This window comes from Micromonospora okii (assembly GCF_020884795.1).
Lineage (GTDB): Bacteria > Actinomycetota > Actinomycetes > Mycobacteriales > Micromonosporaceae > Micromonospora > Micromonospora okii.
This window is the reverse complement of the sequence record NZ_BBZF01000023.1, coordinates 205,949-227,086: the sequence shown is the minus strand read 5'-3', so window position 1 is coordinate 227,086 and position 21,138 is coordinate 205,949. Positions and strand designations below refer to the sequence as shown.

Genomic DNA, 21,138 nt, shown 5'->3' with positions numbered 1-21,138 from the left:
CCCCTCTTCCCGGCGCCTCCCCCGGCTTCGTCCCGCGCCGCCCGCACAGCGGGGCCGGCGGAGAAGCCGCCCAGCGGGAGCCGGCCAGGCCAGCGGGCCGGTTAGGAAGGGGCCCTTGTTAGGCAAAAAGCGATAACAAGGGGCCCTTCCTTTCACCTCAGCGACACCCGCGACCGCGAGGCTGCCCGAGTCGAGAAGTACGGACTCTGGGGAGGCAACCGTGGCACTGTCCCGACGCACGATCCTGCTCTCCGGCGCGGCCCTGGGCGGCGCCGGCGCGGTGGCCGGGATGCCCCCGGCGGCCGGCGCGGTGGCCGGGGTGCCACTGGCGACCGGCGCGGCGGCGGCCCGGCCGCTGCGGCAGGACCCGTTCACCCTCGGGGTGGCCTCCGGCGACCCCGATCACGAGGGCTTCGTGCTGTGGACCCGGCTGGCCCCGCAGCCCCTCGCCGAGGACGGCCTCGGCGGCGCGCCGTCCCGGCCGGTGGAGGTGGCCTGGGAGGTCGCCGCCGACGAGCGGTTCCGGTACGTGGTGCGGCGCGGGGTGAGCGTCGCCCGGCCCGAGTCGGCGCACAGCGTGCACGTGGAGCTGTCCGGGCTGCTGCCCGGGCGGGAGTACTTCTACCGGTTCCGTGCCGAGGGGCACCTCTCCCCCGTCGGGCGCACCCGCACCGCGCCCGCCCTCGGCAGCCTGCCGTCCGCCCTGGCGATGGGCTTCGTCTCCTGCTCGCAGTACGAGCACGGCTACTTCACCGCGTACCGCCGGCTGGCCGAGACGGAGCCGGAGCTGATCCTGCACCTCGGCGACTACCAGTACGAGTACGCGAAGGACACCTACACGGTCCCCGGCGGGAACCCGCGCGACCACGAGGGGCCGGAGACCCGGACGCTGGCGAACTACCGGCAGCGGCACGCCCAGTACAAGACCGACCCGGACCTGCGGGCGGCGCACGCGGTGGCGCCCTGGGTGGTGGTCTTCGACGACCACGAGGTCGAGAACAACTGGGCCGACGAGGTGCCCGAGGCCCCGGACGCGGAGTTCCTGGCCCGGCGGGCGGCGGCGTTCCAGGCGTACTACGAGAACATGCCGCTGCGCCGCACCTCCGTGCCGCGCGGCGTCGACATGCAGCTCTACCGGCGGGTGCGCTGGGGACGGCTCGCCACGTTCCACATGCTCGACACCCGGCAGTACCGCGATGACCAGGCGTGCGGCGACGGCTACAAGAGCTGCGCGGCGGCGGCCGACCCGGCCCGCTCGATCACGGGGGCGGAGCAGGAGGCGTGGCTGCTGGACGGCTTCCGCCGCTCGGACGCCCGCTGGGACATCCTGGGCCAGCAGGTCTTCTTCGCCCAGCGGGACAACAACGCCGGCCCGCTGACGGTCACCAGCATGGACGCCTGGGACGGCTACGTCGCCTCCCGGGACCGGATCACCCGGGGCTGGCTGGCCGCCGGGGTGCGCAACCCGGTGGTGCTCACCGGCGACGTGCACGCCCACTGGGCCAGCGACCTGAAGCTCGACTACGCCGACCCGACGTCCCGCACGGTCGGCAGCGAGCTGGTCTGCTCCTCGATCACGTCCGGCGGCGACGGCGCGGACTCCGCGACCGGCTCCCACCCGTGGCTCGCGTTCAACCCGCATCTGCGCTTCCACAACAACCTCCGGGGGTACGTCCGCACGACGGTCACCCCGGGGCAGCTCACCGCCGACTTCGACGTGCTGCCGTACGTGAGCCGGGAGGGCGCGCCCGCGCACACCCGCGCCTCGTTCGTGATCGAGGACCGGGTGCCCGGCCTGCACCGGACGGCGGACAACCCGCTGCCGTCGGCCGCCCGCACCACCGTCCCGCCCGCCGACCAGGGCCGGCAGACCGTCGAGCAGGAGACCCGCCGCCCCTGACCGGGTGGGGTGGGTCAGGCGGGGAGGAGGGTGAAGCGGACCTTGCGGGTGGGGTTGTCGGCGTTCGTGTCGACCAGGCAGATCGACTGCCAGGTGCCGAGGGCGAGTCGGCCGTCGATCACCGGCAGGGTCGCGTACGGGGGGACGAACGCCGGCAGCACGTGGTCGCGCCCGTGGCCCGGCGAGCCGTGCCGGTGCTGCCAGCGGTCGTCGGTGGGCAGCAGGTCGTCCAGGGCCCGGAGCAGGTCCTCGTCGGAGCCGGAGCCGGTCTCGATCACCGCGAGGCCGGCGGTGGCGTGCGGCACGAAGACGTGCAGCAACCCGTCGCCGGCACCGGAGACGAACCGCTCCGCCTCGGCGGTGATGTCCCGGACGGTCGGCCGGGACCCGGTCTGGACGGTGATCACCTCGGTGCGCATACGGCGCATTCTGCCCGAGGCGCGCCGCGCCCGCCGGCAACCGCCGCCCCGGGGCACGACCGAACCGGCCGCCGCCAGCCTCGGCAGGGTCAGCGGCCGCCGCCGTCGCCGGAGCAGCCCTCGCCGGGCCGGCTCGCCAGGGCCAGGCCCGTCGCCAGCAGGGCCAGGCCGAAGAGCCCGGCCGGGGCCGCGGAGAGGTCGCCACCGGCGAGCCGGAGGACGGCCAGCGCGACAGCCAGTACACCGGTCAGTACGAGTGCGCCCGCCGTCGCCCATGGCACAGTCATGCCCCGACGGTAGGGGGCCCGCGCAATCGGGCTGATCGAAGTGCGCTCGAAGGTTACCGGCGGGTACCTGTGTCCGGCGTCGCGTCTGGGGGAGGGTGACGTGACGGCGGCTGTCTAACGAGGCAGGATGGCGTCTAGAGACCTGTCCCACACACAACCGAGGGAACGCCTGTGGCCACGGAACGCAAGCGCCCGGTGATCACCGCCGGTCTGCCGAGCCAGCTTCCGGACATCGACCCCGAAGAGACCGGCGAATGGATCGACTCGCTCGACGGGGTCATCGACGAGCGCGGCACGAAGCGCGCCCGGTACGTGATGCTGCGCCTGTTGGAGCGCGCGCGCGAGCGCCAGGTCGGGGTGCCGTCGCTGACCACCACCGACTACATCAACACGATCCCGCCGGAGCGGGAGCCGTGGTTCCCCGGTGACGAGCACATCGAGCGGCGCATCCGGGCGTACATCCGGTGGAACGCCGCGATGCTGGTGCACCGCGCGCAGCGTCCCGAGATCGGCGTCGGCGGCCACATCTCGACCTTCGCCAGCTCGGCGTCGCTCTACGAGGTGGGCTTCAACCACTTCTTCCGGGGCAAGGACCACCCGGGCGGCGGCGACCACATCTTCTACCAGGGCCACGCCTCCCCCGGCATGTACGCGCGGGCGTTCCTGGAGGGGCGGCTGAGCGAGCACCAGCTCGACGGGTTCCGCCAGGAGCTGTCCCACCCGGGCGGCGGGCTGCCCTCGTACCCGCACCCGCGGCTGATGCCGGACTTCTGGGAGTTCCCCACCGTCTCGATGGGCCTCGGCCCGCTGAACGCGATCTACCAGGCCCGGTTCAACCGGTACCTGCACCACCGGGGCATCAAGGACACCTCGCAGCAGCGCGTCTGGGCGTTCCTCGGCGACGGCGAGATGGACGAGGTCGAGTCGCTCGGCGCGATCGGCGTGGCCGCCCGCGAGGAGCTGGACAACCTCACCTTCGTGATCAACTGCAACCTCCAGCGGCTCGACGGGCCGGTGCGGGGCAACGGCAAGGTCATGCAGGAGCTGGAGGCGTTCTTCCGGGGCGCCGGCTGGAACGTCATCAAGGTCGTCTGGGGCCGCGAGTGGGACCCGCTGCTCGCCGCCGACACCGACGGCGCGCTGGTCAACCTCATGAACACCACGCCCGACGGCGACTACCAGACCTACAAGGCGGAGTCCGGGGCGTACGTACGGGAGCACTTCTTCGGCCGTGACCAGCGGACCCGCAAGATGGTCGAGGGGTTCACCGACGACGAGATCTGGAACCTCAAGCGCGGTGGCCACGACTACCGCAAGCTCTACGCGGCCTACAAGGCGGCGATGGAGCACACCGGCCAGCCGACGGTGATCCTCGCCAAGACGATCAAGGGCTGGACGCTCGGCTCGCACTTCGAGGGCCGCAACGCCACGCACCAGATGAAGAAGCTGACGCTGGACGACCTGAAGCTCTTCCGCGACCGGCTCTACCTGGACATCCCGGACAAGCAGCTGGAGGAGAACCCGTACCTCCCGCCGTACTTCCACCCGGGCGAGTCGTCGGACGAGATCGCGTACCTGAAGGAGCGGCGGGCGCAGCTCGGCGGTTACCTGCCGTCACGGCGGACCGCCGGCAAGGCGCTGGCGATCCCGGGCACCGAGCGCTTCTCCGACGTCAAGCGCGGCTCGGGCAAGCAGAAGGTGGCCACCACGATGGCCTTCGTCCGCCTGCTCAAGGACGTGATGAAGGACAAGGAGTTCGGCAAGCGCTGGGTGCCGATCATCCCGGACGAGGCCCGCACCTTCGGCATGGACTCGCTCTTCCCGACGCAGAAGATCTACTCGCCGCACGGCCAGCGGTACACCTCCGTCGACCGGGAGCTGTTCCTGTCGTACAAGGAGGCGACGACCGGGCAGATCCTGCACGAGGGCATCAACGAGGCCGGCTCGGTGGCGTCGTTCACCGCCGCCGGCACCGCGTACGCCACCCACGGCGAGCCGATGATCCCGCTGTACATCTTCTACTCGATGTTCGGCTTCCAGCGCACCGGCGACGGCTTCTGGGCGGCGGCCGACCAGATGGCCCGGGGCTTCGTGCTGGGCGCGACGGCGGGGCGGACCACGCTCAACGGCGAGGGCCTCCAGCACGAGGACGGCCACTCGCTGCTGCTCGCCGCCACCAACCCGGCGGTGGTCGCCTACGACGCGGCGTTCGCGTTCGAGCTGGCGCACATCATGGAGAACGGCCTGCACCGGATGTACGGGGAGCGGCCGGAGAACGTCTTCTACTACCTGACGGTCTACAACGAGCCGATCCACCAGCCGGCCGAGCCGGCGGACGTGGACGTCGAGGGCCTGCTCAAGGGCATCTACCGCTACTCGCCGGCCCCGAAGCTCGACGGCGACGGCCCGAGGGCGAACGTCCTGGCCTCCGGCACCGGCATGCAGTGGGCGCTCAAGGCGCAGCAGCTCCTCGCCCAAGACTGGGGGGTGGCCGCCGACGTGTGGTCGGTGACCTCGTGGACGGAGCTGCGCCGCGACGCGGTGGAGTGCGAGGAGCACAACCTGCTCAACCCGGGCGGGGAGCAGCGCGTCCCGTACGTGCAGCAGAAGCTGGCCGACGCCGACGGGCCGAAGGTCGCGGTCAGCGACTGGATGCGCGCGGTGCCGGACCTGATCTCCCGCTGGGTGCCCGGTGACTACACCTCGCTGGGCACGGACGGGTTCGGCATGTCGGACACCCGGCACGCGCTGCGCCGGCACTTCCACGTCGACGCCGAGACGGTGACGGTCGCGACGCTGCGGCAGCTCGCGCTGCGCGGCGCGGTGCCGGCCACCGTGCCCGCCGAGGCGGCGAAGAAGTACGCGATCGACGACGTCAACGCGGCTCCGGTCGGCGAGACCGGCGGCGACAGCTAGGTCGTACGAGAGGGGGGCCCGGCGCGCGGTGACCGCGCGCCGGGCCCTCGTCGTCTCGCCCCGGGGGTGGCTGATGGCCCGGCACCCCTGGCGGGGATGCCGGGCCATCTCCATCGCGGGTGACGCCGGGACGGGCCCGGTCAGCCGACGGCGGCCAGGTCGGTCAGCCGGGCCAGCGAGTCCTCCAGGTCGGCGCCGACCCGACGCAGACCGAGCCGGAGCAGGGCGGCCTTGACCGGCCCGGCCGGCCAGCGTACGACGATGAGCCGCACGATGGTCCCGCCCTCCTCCTCGTCGGCGGTGAGCTGGACGTAGATCTCGGTGCGGGCCTCCGCCCGGGCACCGGCGCCCTTGGCGCGCTCCCGCCAGCCGATCAGGGTCGGCTCCTGGTAGGCGATCACCTCGGCCTCGTGCGCCGACCCGCGCCCGGCCTGGACCAGTTGCCGCCGGCCGAAGCCCTCCCCCGAGAGGACCTCGGCCGCACGGACCCCGGCCAGCCAGGCCGGCAACTGCTCGGCCCGCTGGACGACTTCCCAGACCGCTTCCACCGGCGCCGCCACGTGCGCACTGCGTTCCACGAGGATCATTTTCGATCTTCCCCCACTGAGGACATCCGCGATATTCCGCACTCTATGCGCCAAATCGGACGTAAGGGGACTTCTTCGGAAAAGACACGCCGACAGCCCTTGCGCTTCGATCGTCGTCGGCCTATGGCGCGACCCGCGGGCGCGGCCTAGAGTCCGAGCATGTTTCGCGTTCGCGGACGTCGTCGTGTCGCGCCCCGCGCACGTCGGAGGAACTCACGTCGCCTGGAGGGCGCATGACCACCGAGCCGCTGCCCCCGTTCCCGGCCGGATTCCGCTGGGGCGTCTCCACCTCCGCGTACCAGATCGAGGGCGCGCCGACCGCCGCCGGGCGCGGACCGTCCATCTGGGACACGTTCGCCCACGCCCCGGGGCGCGTCGCCGACGGCAGCACCGGCGACGTCGCCTGCGACCACTGGCACCGGCACGCCGAGGACGTCGCGCTGATGTCCGGGCTCGGCGTCTCGGCGTACCGCTTCTCGGTCGCCTGGCCCCGCGTCCAACCCGGCGGCACCGGGCCGGCCAACGCCCCCGGCCTGGACTTCTACGACCGGCTCGTCGACGACCTCGCCGCCGCCGGGATCGACCCGGTCGCCACGCTCTACCACTGGGACCTGCCGCAGCCGCTGGAGGACGCCGGAGGCTGGCTGCACCGGGACACCGCCGCCCGCTTCGCCGAGTACGCCGACCTGGTCGCCGCCCGGCTCGGCGACCGGGTCAAGCTCTGGATCACCCTCAACGAGCCGTTCGTGCACATGAGCATGGGGTACGGCACCGGCGAGCACGCCCCCGGCCGGGCGCTGCTGTTCGACGCGTTCCCGGCGGCCCACCACCAGCTCCTCGGGCACGGGCTCGCCGTGGCCGCCCTGCGCGCCCGCACCGCGAGCCCGGTGGCCATCGCCAACAACTACTCGCCCGTGAGCGTGGCCGGCGACGCCGACGCCGACCGGGCCGCCGACGGCAGAGGCGACGCCGACCGGGCCGCCGCCGCGTACGACGCGCTGCACAACCGCCTCTTCACCGACCCGCTGCTCGGCCTCGGCTACCCCGACCTGCCCGGCGCCAACCCGGAGGCCGTCCGCGACGGCGACCTCGCCGTGATCGCCGCGCCGATCGACGTGCTCGGGGTCAACTACTACAACCCGACCGGGGTACGGGCCCCCGACGAGGGCTCGCCGCTGCCGTTCGAGCTGGTGGAGCTGGCCGGGTACCCGCGCACCGCGTTCGGCTGGCCGGTCGCCCCCGACGGGCTGCGCGAGCTGCTCACCGGCCTGCGCGAGCGGTACGGCGACCGGCTGCCGCCGATCCAGGTCACCGAGAGCGGCTGCGCGTACGACGACGTACCGGACGCCGAGGGGCGGGTCCACGACCCGGAGCGGATCGCCTACCTGGACGGGCACCTGCGCGCCGTGCGGGCCGCCATCGACGACGGGGTGGACGTCACCGGGTACTTCGTCTGGTCGCTGCTGGACAACTGGGAGTGGGCAGAGGGCTTCACCAAGCGCTTCGGCCTGGTGCACGTCGACTTCGCCACGCAGGCCCGTACCCCGAAGTCCTCGTACGCCTGGTTCCGCGACACCGTCACCCGGCCGGCGGGCCCCGCGTCGCCGTCGACGGAGTAGGCCGGTGGCCGCCGCCGACCCGCCGCCGGCCACCCCGCCTCTTCCCGCCGCGCCGCCGCCGGTTGCCCCGCCTCCCACCGCGCCGCCTCCCGCCGCGCTCGCCGAGCCGACCGTGCCGGTGCGGCGGGGCTGGATCGCGCTGATCTTCGCGGCGAACCTCGGGGTGTGGATGGCCTTCTTCACCCCGATCCAGGTGCTGCTGCCCCAGCAGGTCGAGCGGATCGCCCCGGGCGACAAGGAGAGCGCGCTCGCGCTGGTCACCGGCCTGGGCGCGCTCGCCGCCGTGCTGGCCAACCCCCTCGCCGGGGCGCTGTCCGACCGCACCCGCCCGCGGCTCGCCGGCCGGGAGCTTGGCCGCCGCCACGTCTGGACGGCCGGCGGCGCGGTGCTCGGGGCCCTCGCGCTGGTGCTGCTCGCCCGGCAGGACACCGTCGCCGGGGTGGCGCTCGGCTGGGTCGCCGCGCAGGTCTGCTTCAACGCCATGCTGGCCAGCCTCACCGCCGGCATCCCGGACCGGGTGCCGGTGGCGCAGCGCGGCGGCGTCTCCGGTTGGGTGGGGGTGCCGCAGTCGCTCGGCCTGGTGCTCGGCGCGGTGCTGGTGACCGCGCTGGTGACGGGCAACGCCGCCGGCTACGTCGCGGTCGCGGCGGCCGTACTGCTGCTGTCGCTGCCGTTCGCGCTGCTGACCGCCGACGACCCGCTGCCCCGGGGGCACCGCCCGGCGCTGCGGGCGCGCGCGCTGCTCGCCTCGATGTGGGTCGACCCGCGCCGGCACCCCGACTTCGCCTGGGCCTGGATCACCCGGTTCCTGGTGCAGCTCGGCAACGCGCTGGGCACGCTCTACCTGCTGTACTTCCTCGCCGACGGGGTGCGCCACCCCGACCCGGAGGGCGGGCTGCTGATCCTGATCCTGCTCTACACCCTCGGCACGGCGCTCACGGCCGTGGTCTCCGGCCGGCTGTCCGACCGCTCCGGCCGCCGCAAGGCGTACGTGATCGTCTCCGGGGTGGTGATGGCCGTGGCCGCGACGCTGCTGGCCGCCGCGCCGGTCTGGTCGACGGCGGTGATCGCCGCGCTGCTGCTGGGCGCGGGCTACGGCGTGTACCTGTCGGTCGACGCGGCGCTGATCACGCAGGTGCTGCCGGCGGCCACGGACCGGGCCAAGGACCTCGGGGTGATCAACATTGCCAACTCCGCGCCGCAGGTGCTCGGGCCGGCGCTCTCCGCCCCGATCGTGGTGCACCTCGGCGGCTACCCGACGCTGTACGCGGTCACGGCGGCGGTCACCCTGCTCGGCAGCGCCCTGGTGCTCCGCATACGCAGCGTCCCCTGACCGCCTGGGGTCGGGTGTAAGGAAGGGACCCTTCCTATACAGAAAGCGTTAACAAGGGGCCCTTCCTTACTCCGTCGACGGCGGCCGTAGGCTGGGGACGTGACGGTACGTGTACGCTTCGCCCCTTCCCCGACCGGTATGTTCCACGTCGGCGGCGCCCGCTCGGCCCTGCAGAACTGGATCTTCGCCAAGCAGCAGGGCGGGGTGTTCGTGCTCCGCATCGAGGACACCGACGCGGCCCGCAACAAGCCCGAGTGGACCGAAGGCATCCTCTCCGCGCTGGAGTGGATCGGCATCGCGCGGGACAGCTACGAGGGCCCCTACTTCCAGTCGTCGTACGCCGGGGAGCACCGCGCCGCCGCGCAGCGCCTCCACGAGGGCGGCCGGGCGTACTACTGCGACTGCACCCGCGAGGCCGTGCAGGCCCGCACCGGCTCGCAGTACACCGGCTACGACGGCTTCTGCCGGGACCGGGGCCTGGCGGCCGGTGAGGGGCGGGCGCTGCGCTTCCGCACCCCCGACGAGGGTACGACCGTGGTGGTCGACCTGATCCGCGGCGAGCCGACGTTCGAGAACAAGCTGATCGAGGACTTCGTCATCGCCCGGGGCGACGGGTCGCCGGTGTTCCTGCTGGCCAACGTCGTCGACGACATGACGATGGGGATCACCCACGTGATCCGGGCCGAGGAGCACCTGCCCAACACCCCGAAGCAGCAGCTCCTGTGGGACGCCCTCGGCGTCACCCCGCCGATCTGGGCGCACGTGCCCGTGGTCGTCAACGAGAAGCGGCAGAAGCTGTCCAAGCGGCGCGACAAGGTCGCCCTGGAGGCGTACCGGGACGAGGGCTACCTCGCCGACGCGATGCGCAACTACCTGATGCTGCTGGGCTGGGCCCCCTCCGGCGACCGGGAGATCGTGCCCTGGTCGGTGATCGAGGAGGAGTTCCGGCTGGACGAGGTCAACCCCTCCCCCGCGTTCTTCGACGAGAAGAAGCTGCGCGCGTTCAACGGCGAGTACATCCGGGCGCTGCCGGTGGACGAGTTCGCCGCGGCGTGCCGGCCGTGGCTGACCGGCACCGACACGATCGCCCCGCCGCCGTGGCAGCCGGAGGAGTTCGACGCCGAGGCGTTCGCCGCCGTGGCCCCGCTGGCGCAGACCCGGATCGCGGTGCTCAGCGAGATCGTGTCCAACGTCGACTTCCTCTTCCTGGCCTCGCCGCTGATCGAGGAGGCGGCGTGGGCCAAGGCGATGAAGGAGGGCGCGGCCGAGCTGCTGGACGCGGCGGTCGCCGCGTACGAGGCGCTGGGGTCGTGGGACGCCGAGTCGCTGAAGTCGACGCTGGAGGCGGTCGGCGCGGAGCGGGGCCTGAAGCTGGGCAAGGCGCAGGCGCCGGTCCGGGTGGCGGTCACCGGCCGCACCGTGGGGCTGCCGCTGTTCGAGTCGCTGGAGGTGCTCGGCCGGGAGCGCACCCTCGCCCGGTTGCGCGCCGCCCGCCTCCGCCTGCCCTGATCCGGTACGCGAGAAGGGGCCCGCCGGTCGTCCGGCGGGCCCCTTCGTCGTCCGCGCCTGCGCACGCGGCCGGGTGGGCCGGTGCGCACGCGGCGAAGCGGGCCGGTGCGCGCACCCCGCGCTGGTGTGCCCGGAGGCCGGTCAGCAGGCCGGCCCGGAGGCCGGTCAGCAGGCCGGCCCGGAGCCCGACGCGGTCGAAGGGCCGGTCAGCGGGTCGGCCCGGAGCCCGGCGGGCGGCGGCGGCGCAGGAGGAGGGCGGCGGCGAGGGCGGCGACGAGCGCGAGCCCGCCGAGCGCCCAGACCCAGCCGGTAGCGCCGCCGTCGTCCTCCTCGGCCGCGACCGGCGCCGCCGAGGGGGCGGCGGTGGCCGAGGCGGCCGGCGTCGGGGCGACGCCGGTCGGGGCCGCGTCCGGGGACGGCGACGGGCCGGGGGTGAGGGTGAACCGCACCTGGCCCTTGATCGGGTGGCCGTCGGCCGAGCCGAGCTGGTAGCTGACCACGTAGGGACCGGCCGCGCCGGGCGCGAACGGGATCTTCACCCGCGACCCGGAGAAGGTCGGCTCGCCGCCGAGGGCGGCCACGTCGCCCGGCCCGACGACTGTGATCTTCGTCGTATCCGGGTTCAGCTTCGCCAGGAAGCGGAGCTCGATCTGCTTCGGCGCGGCGGCCACCCGCGCGCCGTTGGCCGGATCGCTGCCGGTCAGCGAGTTGTGCGCGGCTGCCGGCGATGCCGGCAGCACGAGCGACACACCGAGCGCCACGCCGACGGCGACCATCCAGGTACGCGCCGCGCGTGGGAACCTTCCCCCCATGTACACCTCCGTAAAGGTACTATCCGCCCGCTGATCTACGGTGGACTCGTTAGTCGGGCCGAGATCGCAAATAGTTCCAATTCCTGATTGTCGAGCTGCAACCGATCGACGTTCCGCACAGTCTTGAGGTGGGCACCCGCCCTGTGGGCATGGTCACCGCCGTCGACCGACCAGACGCGTGACCTGCAGCGAAGCCATCCAAATCGACGGGGCGAGGAGGCGGCGATGGTCCGACAGGTGAGGCGGCTCATCATCACGGCGGTAGGGGCGCTGCTGGCCACGGCGCTCGCGGCGGGCCTGGCCGGCCCGGCACAGGCCGCGCCGAAGCCCAAGCCACCGGCCGGGGTGGACATCACGGGCGACCGGCTGACCGAGCCGCTGCGGCTGCGCGCCGGCACCCACCCGGCCCAGGTGGTCGCGGTCGTCGACCAGGTGAACTGGCTCAAGGGCATCCGGTCGGACTCCGGGCCGAAGCCCGCCGACCGGGGCCCGAAGTACACGGTTGTGGTGCTGGCCGGGGACGCCCCCACCCAGACGTACGACCTCTACCCGCTGGCCAAGGGCGGGCCCCGGGTGTACCAGCCGGCGAAGCAGCCGGGCTCCCCGCACAAGGTGAAGGCCGGCTGGTACCTCGGCCGGCTCACCATGTCCGAGACGCTGCGCGCGGCCGGGGTGCCGCTGGAGCCGCAGGTCGACACGGTCAGCGGCGGCATCGGCGGCGGCGAGCGGGTGCTTTCCGACGAGTCGACGAAGCCGGCGAAGGGCCTCGACGAGGTGCTCGGCGAACTCCAGCGGCTCCTGCTGGTCAACGTCGGGGTGATGGTGCTGATCACCCTCGGGCTGGCCGGGATCGCGCTGCTGATCCGCCGCCGTACCCGCTGACCCGCCGCCGTACCCACTGACCCACTGACCCGCCGCACGGCTGACCGGCGCGGCGCAGTCGGGGCGCAGGGCCGGTCGAGGCGGCGCAGGGCCGGTAGGGGCGGGCCCGCGCGGGACCGGTAGGGGGCCGGGCGGTCAGGCCCCGCTCAGCACCAGCGCTGCGGCGGGCGCTCCCGGCGCAGCGCCCGGTGCCGGGGGCGGACCGGGCCGTGCCGGTGCGCGCCGGCCCAGCCCGGCAGGTCGTTGCGGCAGGCGGCGGAGCGCCCCGACTCGCCCTCGGCGGACGGCTCGGGGGTGCGCTGGCGGGGCAGCGGGGCGTCGTCCTCGGCGCGGCCGGTCGCCTCGGCGGGGTGGGCCGGCCCCGGCGGGCGGCGGTGCTTGCCCGCCGCCTGGGGATCGTGGTGGCCCGGCCGGCACGGCTCCCCCTGGGCGCAGCCGTGTTCGGCCTCGCCGTGCGCCATCCCGGTCTCCTCACGCTCGCCCTCGCGCCGGCCGGCTGCTGGCTCGCGCGCCCTGACACCGTACTGGGGCCGGCGGGTGCCGCGTACGGCGCGTACCGGCTCAGCGCTTCGGGCGGCTCGGGAAGACCGTCTCCCAGACGGGGAACGCGACCAGCCAGATCACGATGGCCACGGTGAGCGTCAGGATCCAGCTCCGCAGCACGGCGGTGCGCTCGGCGTCGCCGACGTAGAGGATCGCCGCGCCGAGCAGCGCGCAGGACACCGCCCAGCCGAGCAGCCCCTTGGCCCACTCCCGCCACTCGTACCGGGCGCGGGCCCAGCCGTGCTTCGGCGGGCGGACCGGGGGCGGCCCGCCGGCGAACCAGTGGGCGAAGCGCTGGTCGGCCCAGCGCACCATCGAGTGGCCGAAGGCCACCGAGAAGCCGAGGTAGGCGGCGGCCAGGCCGTGGGTCACGTCGGCGGTGGCCCCGCGCCGCAGGTCCAGCGCGGTCGCCGCGAGCAGCACCACGTCGACCAGCGGCACGCAGACCAGCAGCGCCGCGCCGAGGCGCGGCCGGCGCAGCACGTAGCGGGCCAGCAGCCCCGCCGCGAGCACCACCCAGAACCCGATCTCACACCCGACGATGACCGCGACCAGCACGCGTACCTCCCGTTTCCTCGGATACGAGCCTGTCGGCCGCGGCGGGCCCCGGCCTCCACCGGCGCGACGAGATCCGGGTACGCCGAAGGGCGGACCCACCCGGCGACGCGGCGGGCCGTACCTATTTCGGCGGAGGCGGCCTCGTGCCCCGGTCGGAGCCCGCGCGGCGGCGGGTGTGGTGGGATCGGGCCATGCGACCGCCACCGTGGCTCGGCTCGGGCACCCTGGGCCGGGACGTGGCGCTCGCCGCCGTCTCCCTGGCCGGTGGGCTGGCGCTGCTCGCCCTCGGGGTGAACCTGGTAGTCGTTCCCCCGCCCGGGGTGCCCACGGCGGCCCTGCTGCCGTCGCTGCTGGCCGTCTCGCTGGCGGTCGGCCTGCGCCGGGTCGCCACCCGCACCGGCCTGGCCCTCGGCACGGCGGCGTTCCTCGTCGACACCGCCCTCGGCCCCACCATCGGCACCGCGCTGATCTACACCCAGGTGCTCTACGACTCCTGCGTCTACGGCTCGCCCCGGCTGTGGCGCTGGCTGCTGCGCGGCACCGTGGCGCTGAGCCTGCTCGCCGCCGTCGCCGGGGTGCTGGTCGCCGGCACGTGGCGCGCGGTGGGCTTCGCCGCGCCGGTGGTGCTGGTCGGAGTCATGCCGGTGCTGACGGGGATCAGCGTGCGGCAGTACCGGGACCAGGCGGCGGCCGAGCGGGCGCGCGCGGCGGCGGAACGGGCGCGGGCCGAGCAGACCGCCCGGCTGGCCGAGCTGGACCGGCGGGAGGCCGTCCACGCCGAGCGGGCCCGGATGGCCCGGGAGCTGCACGACGTGGTGGCCAACCACCTCAGCGCCGTGGCCATCCACGCCACCGCCGCGCTCTCCGTGCCGGAGCTGAGCGGCGAGCAGGTGACCTCGGCGCTGCGGGTGATCCGGGAGAACAGCGTGCAGGGCATGGCGGAGCTACGGCAGCTCGTCGGGCTGCTGCGGGAGCCCGCGCCGGGCCGCGCCGTCGACCCGACCGAGGAGGCGACCCGGGTCCGCCTCGACGAGCTGGACCGGCTGGTGGACCGGATGCGCGCCGCCGGGCTGGCCGTCCGGGCCGAGGTGACCGGCGAGGCCCGGCCGCTGCCGGTGGGGGTGGACCTGGCGGCGTACCGGATCGTGCAGGAGTCGTTGACCAACGCGCTGAAGCACGGCGCGGGCGAGGCGGAGGTGGCGGTGGCGTACCGGCCGGTGGAGGTGGCGGTGACCGTGACGAACCCGGTCCGGGCGGGCGGCGCCGCGCTGCCGGGCGCGGGCGCCGGCCTGATCGGGATGCGGGAGCGCGCCGTGCTGCTGGGCGGCCAATTCGCCGCCGGCCCGCTGGACGGGCGCTGGCGGGTCCGCGCGGAGCTGCCCACCGGGGAGCCGGCGTGACCGCCCCGGCCGCCCCCGGTCCCTCCGGCGGCACGGCGGACGGCCCGGTGCCCCCCGGCGGGCCGTCCGCCTCCGGGGCCTCCAGCGGCGGGCCAGAGGGTCCGGTCGCGCGCGGCGGGCCGGTCGTGCCCGGCGGGCCGGTCGCCTCCGGCGGCGGTACGGACGGCGCGGTGCGGGTGGTCCTCGCCGACGACCAGCCGGCGGTGCGGGCGGGGCTGGCGCTGATCCTGGCGGCAACGCCGGGGATCGAGGTCGTCGGCGAGGCGGCCGACGGGGAGGAGGCGGTGCGGCTCTGCGCGGAGCTGCGCCCCGACGTAGCCGTGCTGGACGTGCGGATGCCCCGGCTCGACGGCATCTCCGCCACCCGGGAGATCGTCGCCGGCCGCCTCGCCGACGTGCTGGTGCTCACCACCTTCGACCTCGACGAGTACGTCTTCGGCGCGCTGCGGGCCGGCGCGGCCGGCTTCCTGCTCAAGGACACCGACGCGCCGGCCCTGATCGCCGCCGTCCGCACGGTGGCCCGGGGTGAGGGAATCATCGCCCCGGCCGTGACCCGGCGGCTGATCAGCGCGTTCGCCGCCACCGCCCCCGGGCCGCCCGCCGCCACCCGGGCGGCGGTGGCCACCCTCACCGCGCGCGAGCGCGACGTGCTGGCCTGCCTCGGGCTGGGCCTGTCCAACCAGCAGCTCGCCGAGCGGCTGACGATGGCGGAGAGCACCGCGAAGACCCACGTGAGCCGGGTGCTGGCCAAGCTCGACCTGCGCAGCCGCGTGCAGGCCGCCATCCTGGCCCAGGACCTCGCCCTGCCCGCACCGCCCCCAACCATGCCCGGCGCGCCCCCATCCGGCGCGCCCCCGCCCACGCCTCCGCCCCCGCCCGAGCAGGGGGCTCGGAGGTGAGAGGGGCGCCCCTCTCTACCGGGGGCGTTAACAGGGGGCCCTTCCTTTCTGCCAGGCTGGGGGGGTGAGCGAGCCGGACGGGATCGAGCTGTCGGCCACGCTGCGCCGCATCGAACGGGCGGCCGGGGCGCTGGCCACCGCCAGCGTGGCCCGGATGGACGAGACGCTGCCCTGGTTCCGGTCGCTCCCGGCCGACCAGCGGTCCTGGGTCATGCTGGTGGCCCAGGCCGGCGCCCGGTCGCTCGTGCAGTGGCTGCGTGGCGGCGGCGGCACGGACAGCACCCAGGAGGTCTCCGACGAGGTCTTCGCCGCCGCGCCGCTCGCCCTGGCCCGCTCGATCACCCTCCAGCAGACCGTGGCGCTGGTGAAGGTGACCATCGACGTGGTGGAGGAGCAGGTCGGCGCCCTCGCCGCCAAGGGCGAGGAGCAGCAGCTCCGGGAGGCCGTGCTGCGCTTCTCCCGGGAGATCGCGTTCTCCGCCGCCCGGGTGTACGCCCGCGCCGCCGAGTCGCGCGGTTCCTGGGACGCCCGGTTGCAGGCGCTGCTGGTCGACGCGCTGCTGCGCGGGGACTCCCCGGACGTGCTGGCCAGCCGGGCCGCCGCGCTCGGCTGGTCGGACGCGCCGCCGGTGGCGGTGGCGGTGGGCCGCTCGCCGGGTGGCGAGGTGGCCGCCGTGCTGCACACCGTCTACCGGCTGGCCCGGCGCATCGACGTCGAGGTGATCGGCGGGGTGCACGGGGACCGGCTGGTGATCGTGCTCGGCGGGGCGGCCGACCCGGTGGCGGCCGCCGGGAAGCTGCTGCCGGCGTTCGGGGACGGGCCGGTGGTGGTCGGCCCGGCGGTGCCGAGCCTCGACGAGGCGACCGACTCGGCCCGCGCCGCGCTGGCCGGGTTCCGCGCGGCCCCGGCCTGGCCGACCGCGCCGCGCCCGGTGTCGGCCGGCGGCCTGCTGCCGGAGCGGGCCCTGGCGGGGGACGCCGAGGCCCGCCGCCGGCTGCGCCACGACGTGTACGCGGTCCTCGCCCGCGCCCACGGGGAGCTGCTGGAGACCCTCGACGCCTTCTTCGCCGCCGGCGGGACGCTGGAGAGCGCGGCGCGGGCCCTTTTCGTGCACCCCAACACGGTGCGCTACCGGCTGCGGCGCATCGCCGAGGTGACCGGGTTCTCGCCGCTGGTGCCCCGGGACGCGTTCGCCCTCCAGGTGGCGCTGACGGTGGGCCGGCTCGATCCGGTGGCCCCGGTCGTCCCGAATCAGCCAATAACGCCCTCCGGTCGACAAAGCAACAGAAACGCCTAACCCGCCACGCCGATGTTTGTAGGGTTCCTCCAAACGTCCTAGTGTGGTTTGGTGGCCCTCGGCACCAACGTGACCGACGAGTATCCGGGAGAGTCATAGGCGTGCTCGCCGTACTCGCTCCCGGCCAGGGTTCCCAGAAGCCCGGCTTCCTGACACCCTGGCTCGACCTGCCCGGCGCCCGGGAACGGCTGCGCTGGTGGTCGGTGCTGGCCGGAGTCGACCTGGTGCACCTCGGCACGGAGGCCGACGCCGAGGAGATCAAGGACACCGCCCGCACCCAGCCGCTGCTGGTTGCCGCCGCGCTGCTCGCGGCCGAGCACCTGCCGATGCACGACGTCTCGCTCACCGTCGGGCACAGCGTCGGCGAGCTGGGCGCGGCGGCGCTCGCCGGGGTCGTGCCGGCCGAGACCGCCATCACCCTCGCCGGGGTGCGCGGCCGGGAGATGGCCGCCGCCTGCGCCCTGGAGCCGACCGGCATGGCCGCCGTCCTCGGCGGGGACACCGACGAGGTGCTCGCCGCCCTCGATGCCCACGGGCTGCACCCGGCCAACCGCAACGGGGCCGGGCAGATCGTCGCCGCCGGGTCGATCGACGGGCTGGACAAGCTCGCCGCCGAGCCGCCGGCGAAGGCCCGGGTGGTCCGGCTCAAGGTGGCCGGCGCGTTCCACACCCCGTACATGGCCCCGGCCGAGGCGGCGCTTGCCGAGGTGGCCGCCGGTGTCCTGCCGGCCGACCCGACCCGCGTCCTGCTGTCGAACCTCGACGGCACGGCGGTCCACCACGGCCCGGAGGTGGTGCGGCGGCTGGTCCGCCAGGTCACCTCGCCGGTGCGGTGGGACCTGTGCATGCGCGCCCTCGCCGACCTCGGCGTCACCGGCGGCATCGAGCTGCCACCGGCCGGCACCCTCGCCGGCCTCATCAAGCGGGACCTCAAGGACAGCGGCGTCCCCGAGACCGTCACCCTGAACACGCCCGACGACCTGCCCGCCGCGCGCGACCTCATCGCCCGGCACGGCTCGGCCCCGGGCCAACCGCTCGCCCGCATCGGGGGTCACGCATGACCGGCAGCCGCATCCTCGCCCTGGGGCACTACCAGCCGTCCCGGGTCGTCACCAACGACGACATCGCCCAGTTCGTCGAGACCAACGACGAGTGGATCAGGGACCGGGTGGGCATCGTCAGCCGCCGGATCGCCGGCGACGAGACGGTGGCCGACATGGCCGCCGCCGCGGCCGGCAAGGCGCTGGCCAACGCCGGCCTCACCGCCGCCGACATCGACCTGGTCGTGGTGGCGACCTGCACCGCCGTCGACCGCAGCCCGAACGTGGCCTGCCGGGTCGCCGCGAAGCTCGGCATCACCGCGCCGGGCGCGTTCGACATCAACACCGCGTGCTCCGGCTTCGCCTACGCGCTCGGCACGGTCGACCACGCGATCCGGGCCGGAGCGTCGCGCAACGCCCTCGTCATCGGCGTGGAGAAGCTCTCCGACTTCACCGACTGGACGGACCGCTCGACCTGCATCATCTTCGCCGACGGCGCGGGCGCGGCGGTGGTCACGGCGGCCGCCGAGGACGAGCCGGCCGGGGTCGGCCCGGTGGTCTGGGGCTCGGTGCCCGACAAGGGCGACGCGGTACGCATCGAGGGCTGGCGGCCGTACGTCAAGCAGGAGGGGCAGACCGTGTTCCGGTGGGCGACCACCGCGCTGGCCCCGCTGGCGCTGAAGGCGTGCGAGCAGGCCGGGGTCGCCCCGTCCGAACTGGCCGCGTTCGTGCCGCACCAGGCCAACACCCGGATCATCGACGGCATCGCCAAGCGGCTCGGCATCCCCGACGCGATCATCGCGAAGGACATCGTCGAGTCCGGCAACACCTCTGCGGCGAGCATCCCGCTGGCCCTGTCCAAGCTCGTCGAGCGGCGGGAGGTGCCCTCGGGCGCCCCGGTGCTGCTCTTCGGCTTCGGCGGCGGCCTGACCTATGCCGGTCAGGTCGTCCGCTGCCCCTGATGTCCGGCCCCCGTCGGGGGCCGTGCGCGCGCCGCGCTCGCGCGCGGCGAGTCCAACCATCGAGAGGAACGCACCAACCATGACCCGTGACGAGATCACCGCCGGCCTCGCCGAGATCCTCGAAGAGGTTGCCGGGGTGAGCCCGGACGACGTGGCCGAGGGCAAGTCCTTCACCGACGACCTCGACGTCGACTCGCTCTCCATGGTGGAGGTCGTGGTCGCCGCCGAGGAGAAGTTCGGCGTCAAGATCCCGGACAACGAGGTGCAGAACCTGAAGACCGTGGGCGACGCCGTCAGCTACATCGCGGCGCAGTCCTGATCATGAGTCGCTCCGACGTCGTCGTCACAGGGCTCGGCGCGACCACCCCGTTGGGCGGGGACGTCGCGTCGACCTGGGACGCCATGCTCGCCGGCCGCTCCGGGGTGGGTCCGCTCACCCAGGAGTGGGCGGCGCAGCTCCCGGTGCGGATCGCCGCGCAGCTCGCCGTCGACCCGTCCGAAGTGATCGACCGGGTCAAGCTGCGCCGCCTGGACCGCTCCGAGGCCATCGCGATCATCGCCGCCAGGCAGGCGTGGGAGGACGCGGGCCTCGCCGACTCCGGGGTCGACCCGGAGCGGCTGGCGGTCAGCGTCGGCTCCGGCATCGGCGGTGCCACCACGCTGCTCGCCCAGGACGACATCCTGGAGGCGTCCGGCCCCCGCCGGGTGTCCCCGCACACCATCCCGATGCTGATGCCGAACGGCCCCGCCGCCTGGGTGGGGCTGGAGCTGGGCGCGAAGGCCGGCGTGCACACGGTGGCCAGCGCCTGCGCGACCGGCGCGGAGGCCATCTCCCTCGGGTTGGACATCATCCGCTCCGGCCGGGCCGACGTGGTGCTGGTCGGCGGCACCGAGGCGGTCATCCACCCGCTGCCGATCGCCGGCTTCGCCTCGATGCGGGCCATGTCCACCCGCAACGACGAGCCGGAGCGGGCCTCCCGCCCCTGGGACTCGGGCCGCGACGGCTTCGTCCTCGGCGAGGGCGCGGGCGTGCTGGTGCTGGAGCGGGCCGAGCACGCCGCCGCCCGGGGCGCCCGGGTGTACGCGCGCCTGGCCGGTGCCGGGATCACCTCCGACGCGTACGACATCGTGCAGCCGCACGCCGAGGGCGAGGGCGCGGTCCGGGCCATCAGCAAGGCCATCGCCGACGCGGACATCGCCCGGGAGGACATCGTGCACGTCAACGCGCACGCCACCTCCACCCCGGTCGGCGACATGCTGGAGATCGGCGCGCTGCGCGCCGCGCTCGGCGACCACCCGGTGCTCACCGCCACCAAGTCGATGACCGGCCACCTCCTCGGCGCGGCCGGCGCGCTGGAGTCGATTGCCACGATCCTCTCCATCCGCGACGGCGTCGTCCCGCCGACGATCAACCTGGACGACCCGGACGCCGACCTGAGCCTGGACGTGGCCGCCCACAAGGCGCGGCACATGGAGATCCCGGCCGCGTTGAACAACGCGTTCGGCTTCGGCGGCCACAACGTGGCCCTCGTCTTCACCCGCCCCTGAGGTGTAAGGAAGGGCCCCCTGTTAACGCTTTTTGCATAGCAGGGGGCCCTTCCTAACGCTGCACGCCCGCCCTACCACCGGGCGGGACGCGCGGCGGCAGGCGGCGCGGGGGACAGCAGGCGGCGCGGGGGACGGCCCCGATCCGGGGCGCGGCCGGGGAAGTTACGTGCGGTTGCGGGGGTGCCGGCGCGCCTGGCGTTCGTTGCCCCGGCGATAGTTGCCGGTCCACCGGGCCATCACCAGTTGCGGGTCGTCGTCGACCTCGGCGAGGAACTCCGCCGCCCGTCCGCCCCGCAGCGTGCCGGCGACCCGCCCGTGGTGCGTGATCACCACCGACCCGTCCGCCCGCTCGGCGTACGCAAACCCCTGTGCTTCTCCCACGCCCGGCACCCTTCCACCCCGCCCACAGCCCCGCACTCCGTTTTCGGCCGCAGCGGCGCCTGTCGGCGGGGGCGGAACCCGGCCGAGTGGAGCCCTTCGCCCGGGCGACCGACGCGGCGAAGAAGTGCGTCGTGTCGAGCACCCTGGATCGGGTCGACCGGAACGCGGAACTCGTGCGGGCGGATCTCGGCGAGGCCGTGCAGCGGCTCAGGCGGGCCGGGTCGGTGCCTTCCACTCCGTGTCGGC

The 21,138-nt window shown here is 74.5% G+C and carries 20 protein-coding genes; 13 read left to right on the top strand and 7 right to left on the bottom strand.

The window, feature by feature from the left end; translation table 11 throughout:
- Positions 1 to 220: 220 nt before the first annotated feature.
- Positions 221 to 1,900: an alkaline phosphatase D family protein gene (locus tag LPU43_RS23030; RefSeq protein WP_229402582.1), complete on the top strand. Its 1,680-nt coding sequence runs from the start codon at positions 221 to 223 to the stop codon at positions 1,898 to 1,900.
- 14 nt (positions 1,901 to 1,914) lie between these two features.
- Here the strand turns inward: LPU43_RS23030 and LPU43_RS23025 are convergent, their stop codons facing one another.
- Positions 1,915 to 2,319: a secondary thiamine-phosphate synthase enzyme YjbQ gene (locus LPU43_RS23025; protein WP_229402581.1), complete on the bottom strand. Its 405-nt coding sequence runs from the start codon at positions 2,317 to 2,319 to the stop codon at positions 1,915 to 1,917.
- 89 nt (positions 2,320 to 2,408) lie between these two features.
- On the bottom strand, positions 2,409 to 2,606 hold the full coding sequence (locus LPU43_RS23020; protein WP_229402580.1) for a hypothetical protein: 198 nt from the start codon (positions 2,604 to 2,606) through the stop codon (positions 2,409 to 2,411).
- A 171-nt stretch (positions 2,607 to 2,777) separates the two neighbouring features.
- Between LPU43_RS23020 and aceE the strand changes: the two genes are divergently transcribed.
- Positions 2,778 to 5,522, top strand: a complete 2,745-nt coding sequence (aceE, locus tag LPU43_RS23015; RefSeq protein WP_229402579.1) for a pyruvate dehydrogenase (acetyl-transferring), homodimeric type — start codon at positions 2,778 to 2,780, stop codon at positions 5,520 to 5,522.
- 140 nt (positions 5,523 to 5,662) lie between these two features.
- On the opposite strand, the gene LPU43_RS23010 is transcribed toward aceE, so the two are convergent.
- Positions 5,663 to 6,109, bottom strand: coding sequence for an SRPBCC family protein (locus tag LPU43_RS23010; protein ID WP_229402578.1), 447 nt, complete (start codon positions 6,107 to 6,109; stop codon positions 5,663 to 5,665).
- A 233-nt stretch (positions 6,110 to 6,342) separates the two neighbouring features.
- Here LPU43_RS23010 and LPU43_RS23005 point away from each other — a divergent pair, with 233 nt between their 5' ends.
- From LPU43_RS23005 to gltX, 3 genes are all read left to right on the top strand, one after another.
- Positions 6,343 to 7,728 carry a GH1 family beta-glucosidase gene (locus tag LPU43_RS23005; protein WP_229402577.1) on the top strand — a complete coding sequence of 462 codons (1,386 nt, stop codon included), beginning with the start codon at positions 6,343 to 6,345 and terminating at the stop codon, positions 7,726 to 7,728.
- A 112-nt stretch (positions 7,729 to 7,840) separates the two neighbouring features.
- Entirely contained in the window at positions 7,841 to 9,061 is a 1,221-nt protein-coding gene (locus LPU43_RS23000) for an MFS transporter (protein ID WP_229402614.1), read from the top strand.
- A 99-nt stretch (positions 9,062 to 9,160) separates the two neighbouring features.
- Positions 9,161 to 10,570 (top strand): glutamate--tRNA ligase, encoded by a 1,410-nt coding sequence (gltX, locus tag LPU43_RS22995; RefSeq protein ID WP_255686527.1) that lies wholly within the window; start codon positions 9,161 to 9,163, stop codon positions 10,568 to 10,570.
- Between the two features lie 206 nt (positions 10,571 to 10,776).
- On the opposite strand, the gene LPU43_RS22990 is transcribed toward gltX, so the two are convergent.
- On the bottom strand, positions 10,777 to 11,382 hold the full coding sequence (locus LPU43_RS22990) for a copper resistance CopC family protein (RefSeq protein WP_229402576.1): 606 nt from the start codon (positions 11,380 to 11,382) through the stop codon (positions 10,777 to 10,779).
- A 225-nt stretch (positions 11,383 to 11,607) separates the two neighbouring features.
- Here LPU43_RS22990 and LPU43_RS22985 point away from each other — a divergent pair, with 225 nt between their 5' ends.
- The gene (locus tag LPU43_RS22985; RefSeq protein ID WP_229402575.1) at positions 11,608 to 12,264 is read left to right on the top strand and encodes a hypothetical protein; all 657 of its coding nucleotides are present in this window, start codon (positions 11,608 to 11,610) and stop codon (positions 12,262 to 12,264) included.
- Between the two features lie 146 nt (positions 12,265 to 12,410).
- Here LPU43_RS22985 and LPU43_RS22980 read toward each other — a convergent pair whose 3' ends face one another.
- Both LPU43_RS22980 and LPU43_RS22975 read right to left on the bottom strand, forming a co-directional pair.
- Positions 12,411 to 12,725: a hypothetical protein gene (locus LPU43_RS22980; RefSeq protein ID WP_229402574.1), complete on the bottom strand. Its 315-nt coding sequence runs from the start codon at positions 12,723 to 12,725 to the stop codon at positions 12,411 to 12,413.
- Between the two features lie 100 nt (positions 12,726 to 12,825).
- On the bottom strand, positions 12,826 to 13,365 hold the full coding sequence (locus LPU43_RS22975; protein ID WP_229402573.1) for a hypothetical protein: 540 nt from the start codon (positions 13,363 to 13,365) through the stop codon (positions 12,826 to 12,828).
- A 191-nt stretch (positions 13,366 to 13,556) separates the two neighbouring features.
- Here LPU43_RS22975 and LPU43_RS22970 point away from each other — a divergent pair, with 191 nt between their 5' ends.
- The 7 genes from LPU43_RS22970 to fabF all read left to right on the top strand — a co-directional run bounded on the left by LPU43_RS22970 (position 13,557) and on the right by fabF (position 20,511).
- On the top strand, positions 13,557 to 14,765 hold the full coding sequence (locus LPU43_RS22970) for a sensor histidine kinase (protein ID WP_229402572.1): 1,209 nt from the start codon (positions 13,557 to 13,559) through the stop codon (positions 14,763 to 14,765).
- 170 nt (positions 14,766 to 14,935) lie between these two features.
- Positions 14,936 to 15,664 (top strand): response regulator, encoded by a 729-nt coding sequence (locus LPU43_RS22965; RefSeq protein WP_229402612.1) that lies wholly within the window; start codon positions 14,936 to 14,938, stop codon positions 15,662 to 15,664.
- Positions 15,665 to 15,728: 64 nt separating this feature from the next.
- Positions 15,729 to 16,961: a PucR family transcriptional regulator gene (locus tag LPU43_RS22960; RefSeq protein ID WP_229402571.1), complete on the top strand. Its 1,233-nt coding sequence runs from the start codon at positions 15,729 to 15,731 to the stop codon at positions 16,959 to 16,961.
- Positions 16,962 to 17,062: 101 nt separating this feature from the next.
- Positions 17,063 to 18,022: an ACP S-malonyltransferase gene (locus LPU43_RS22955; protein WP_229402570.1), complete on the top strand. Its 960-nt coding sequence runs from the start codon at positions 17,063 to 17,065 to the stop codon at positions 18,020 to 18,022.
- Positions 18,019 to 18,963, top strand: coding sequence for a beta-ketoacyl-ACP synthase III (locus LPU43_RS22950; protein WP_229402569.1), 945 nt, complete (start codon positions 18,019 to 18,021; stop codon positions 18,961 to 18,963). Before LPU43_RS22955 ends, LPU43_RS22950 begins: the two co-directional genes overlap by 4 nt.
- 79 nt (positions 18,964 to 19,042) lie before the next feature.
- On the top strand, positions 19,043 to 19,282 hold the full coding sequence (locus LPU43_RS22945) for an acyl carrier protein (protein ID WP_229402568.1): 240 nt from the start codon (positions 19,043 to 19,045) through the stop codon (positions 19,280 to 19,282).
- A 2-nt stretch (positions 19,283 to 19,284) separates the two neighbouring features.
- Complete coding sequence (gene fabF, locus LPU43_RS22940) at positions 19,285 to 20,511, top strand: beta-ketoacyl-ACP synthase II (RefSeq protein ID WP_229402567.1); 1,227 nt, start codon at positions 19,285 to 19,287, stop codon at positions 20,509 to 20,511.
- Positions 20,512 to 20,673: 162 nt separating this feature from the next.
- Here fabF and LPU43_RS22935 read toward each other — a convergent pair whose 3' ends face one another.
- On the bottom strand, positions 20,674 to 20,892 hold the full coding sequence (locus tag LPU43_RS22935; RefSeq protein ID WP_229402566.1) for a hypothetical protein: 219 nt from the start codon (positions 20,890 to 20,892) through the stop codon (positions 20,674 to 20,676).
- Between the last annotated feature and the right edge of the window lie 246 nt (positions 20,893 to 21,138).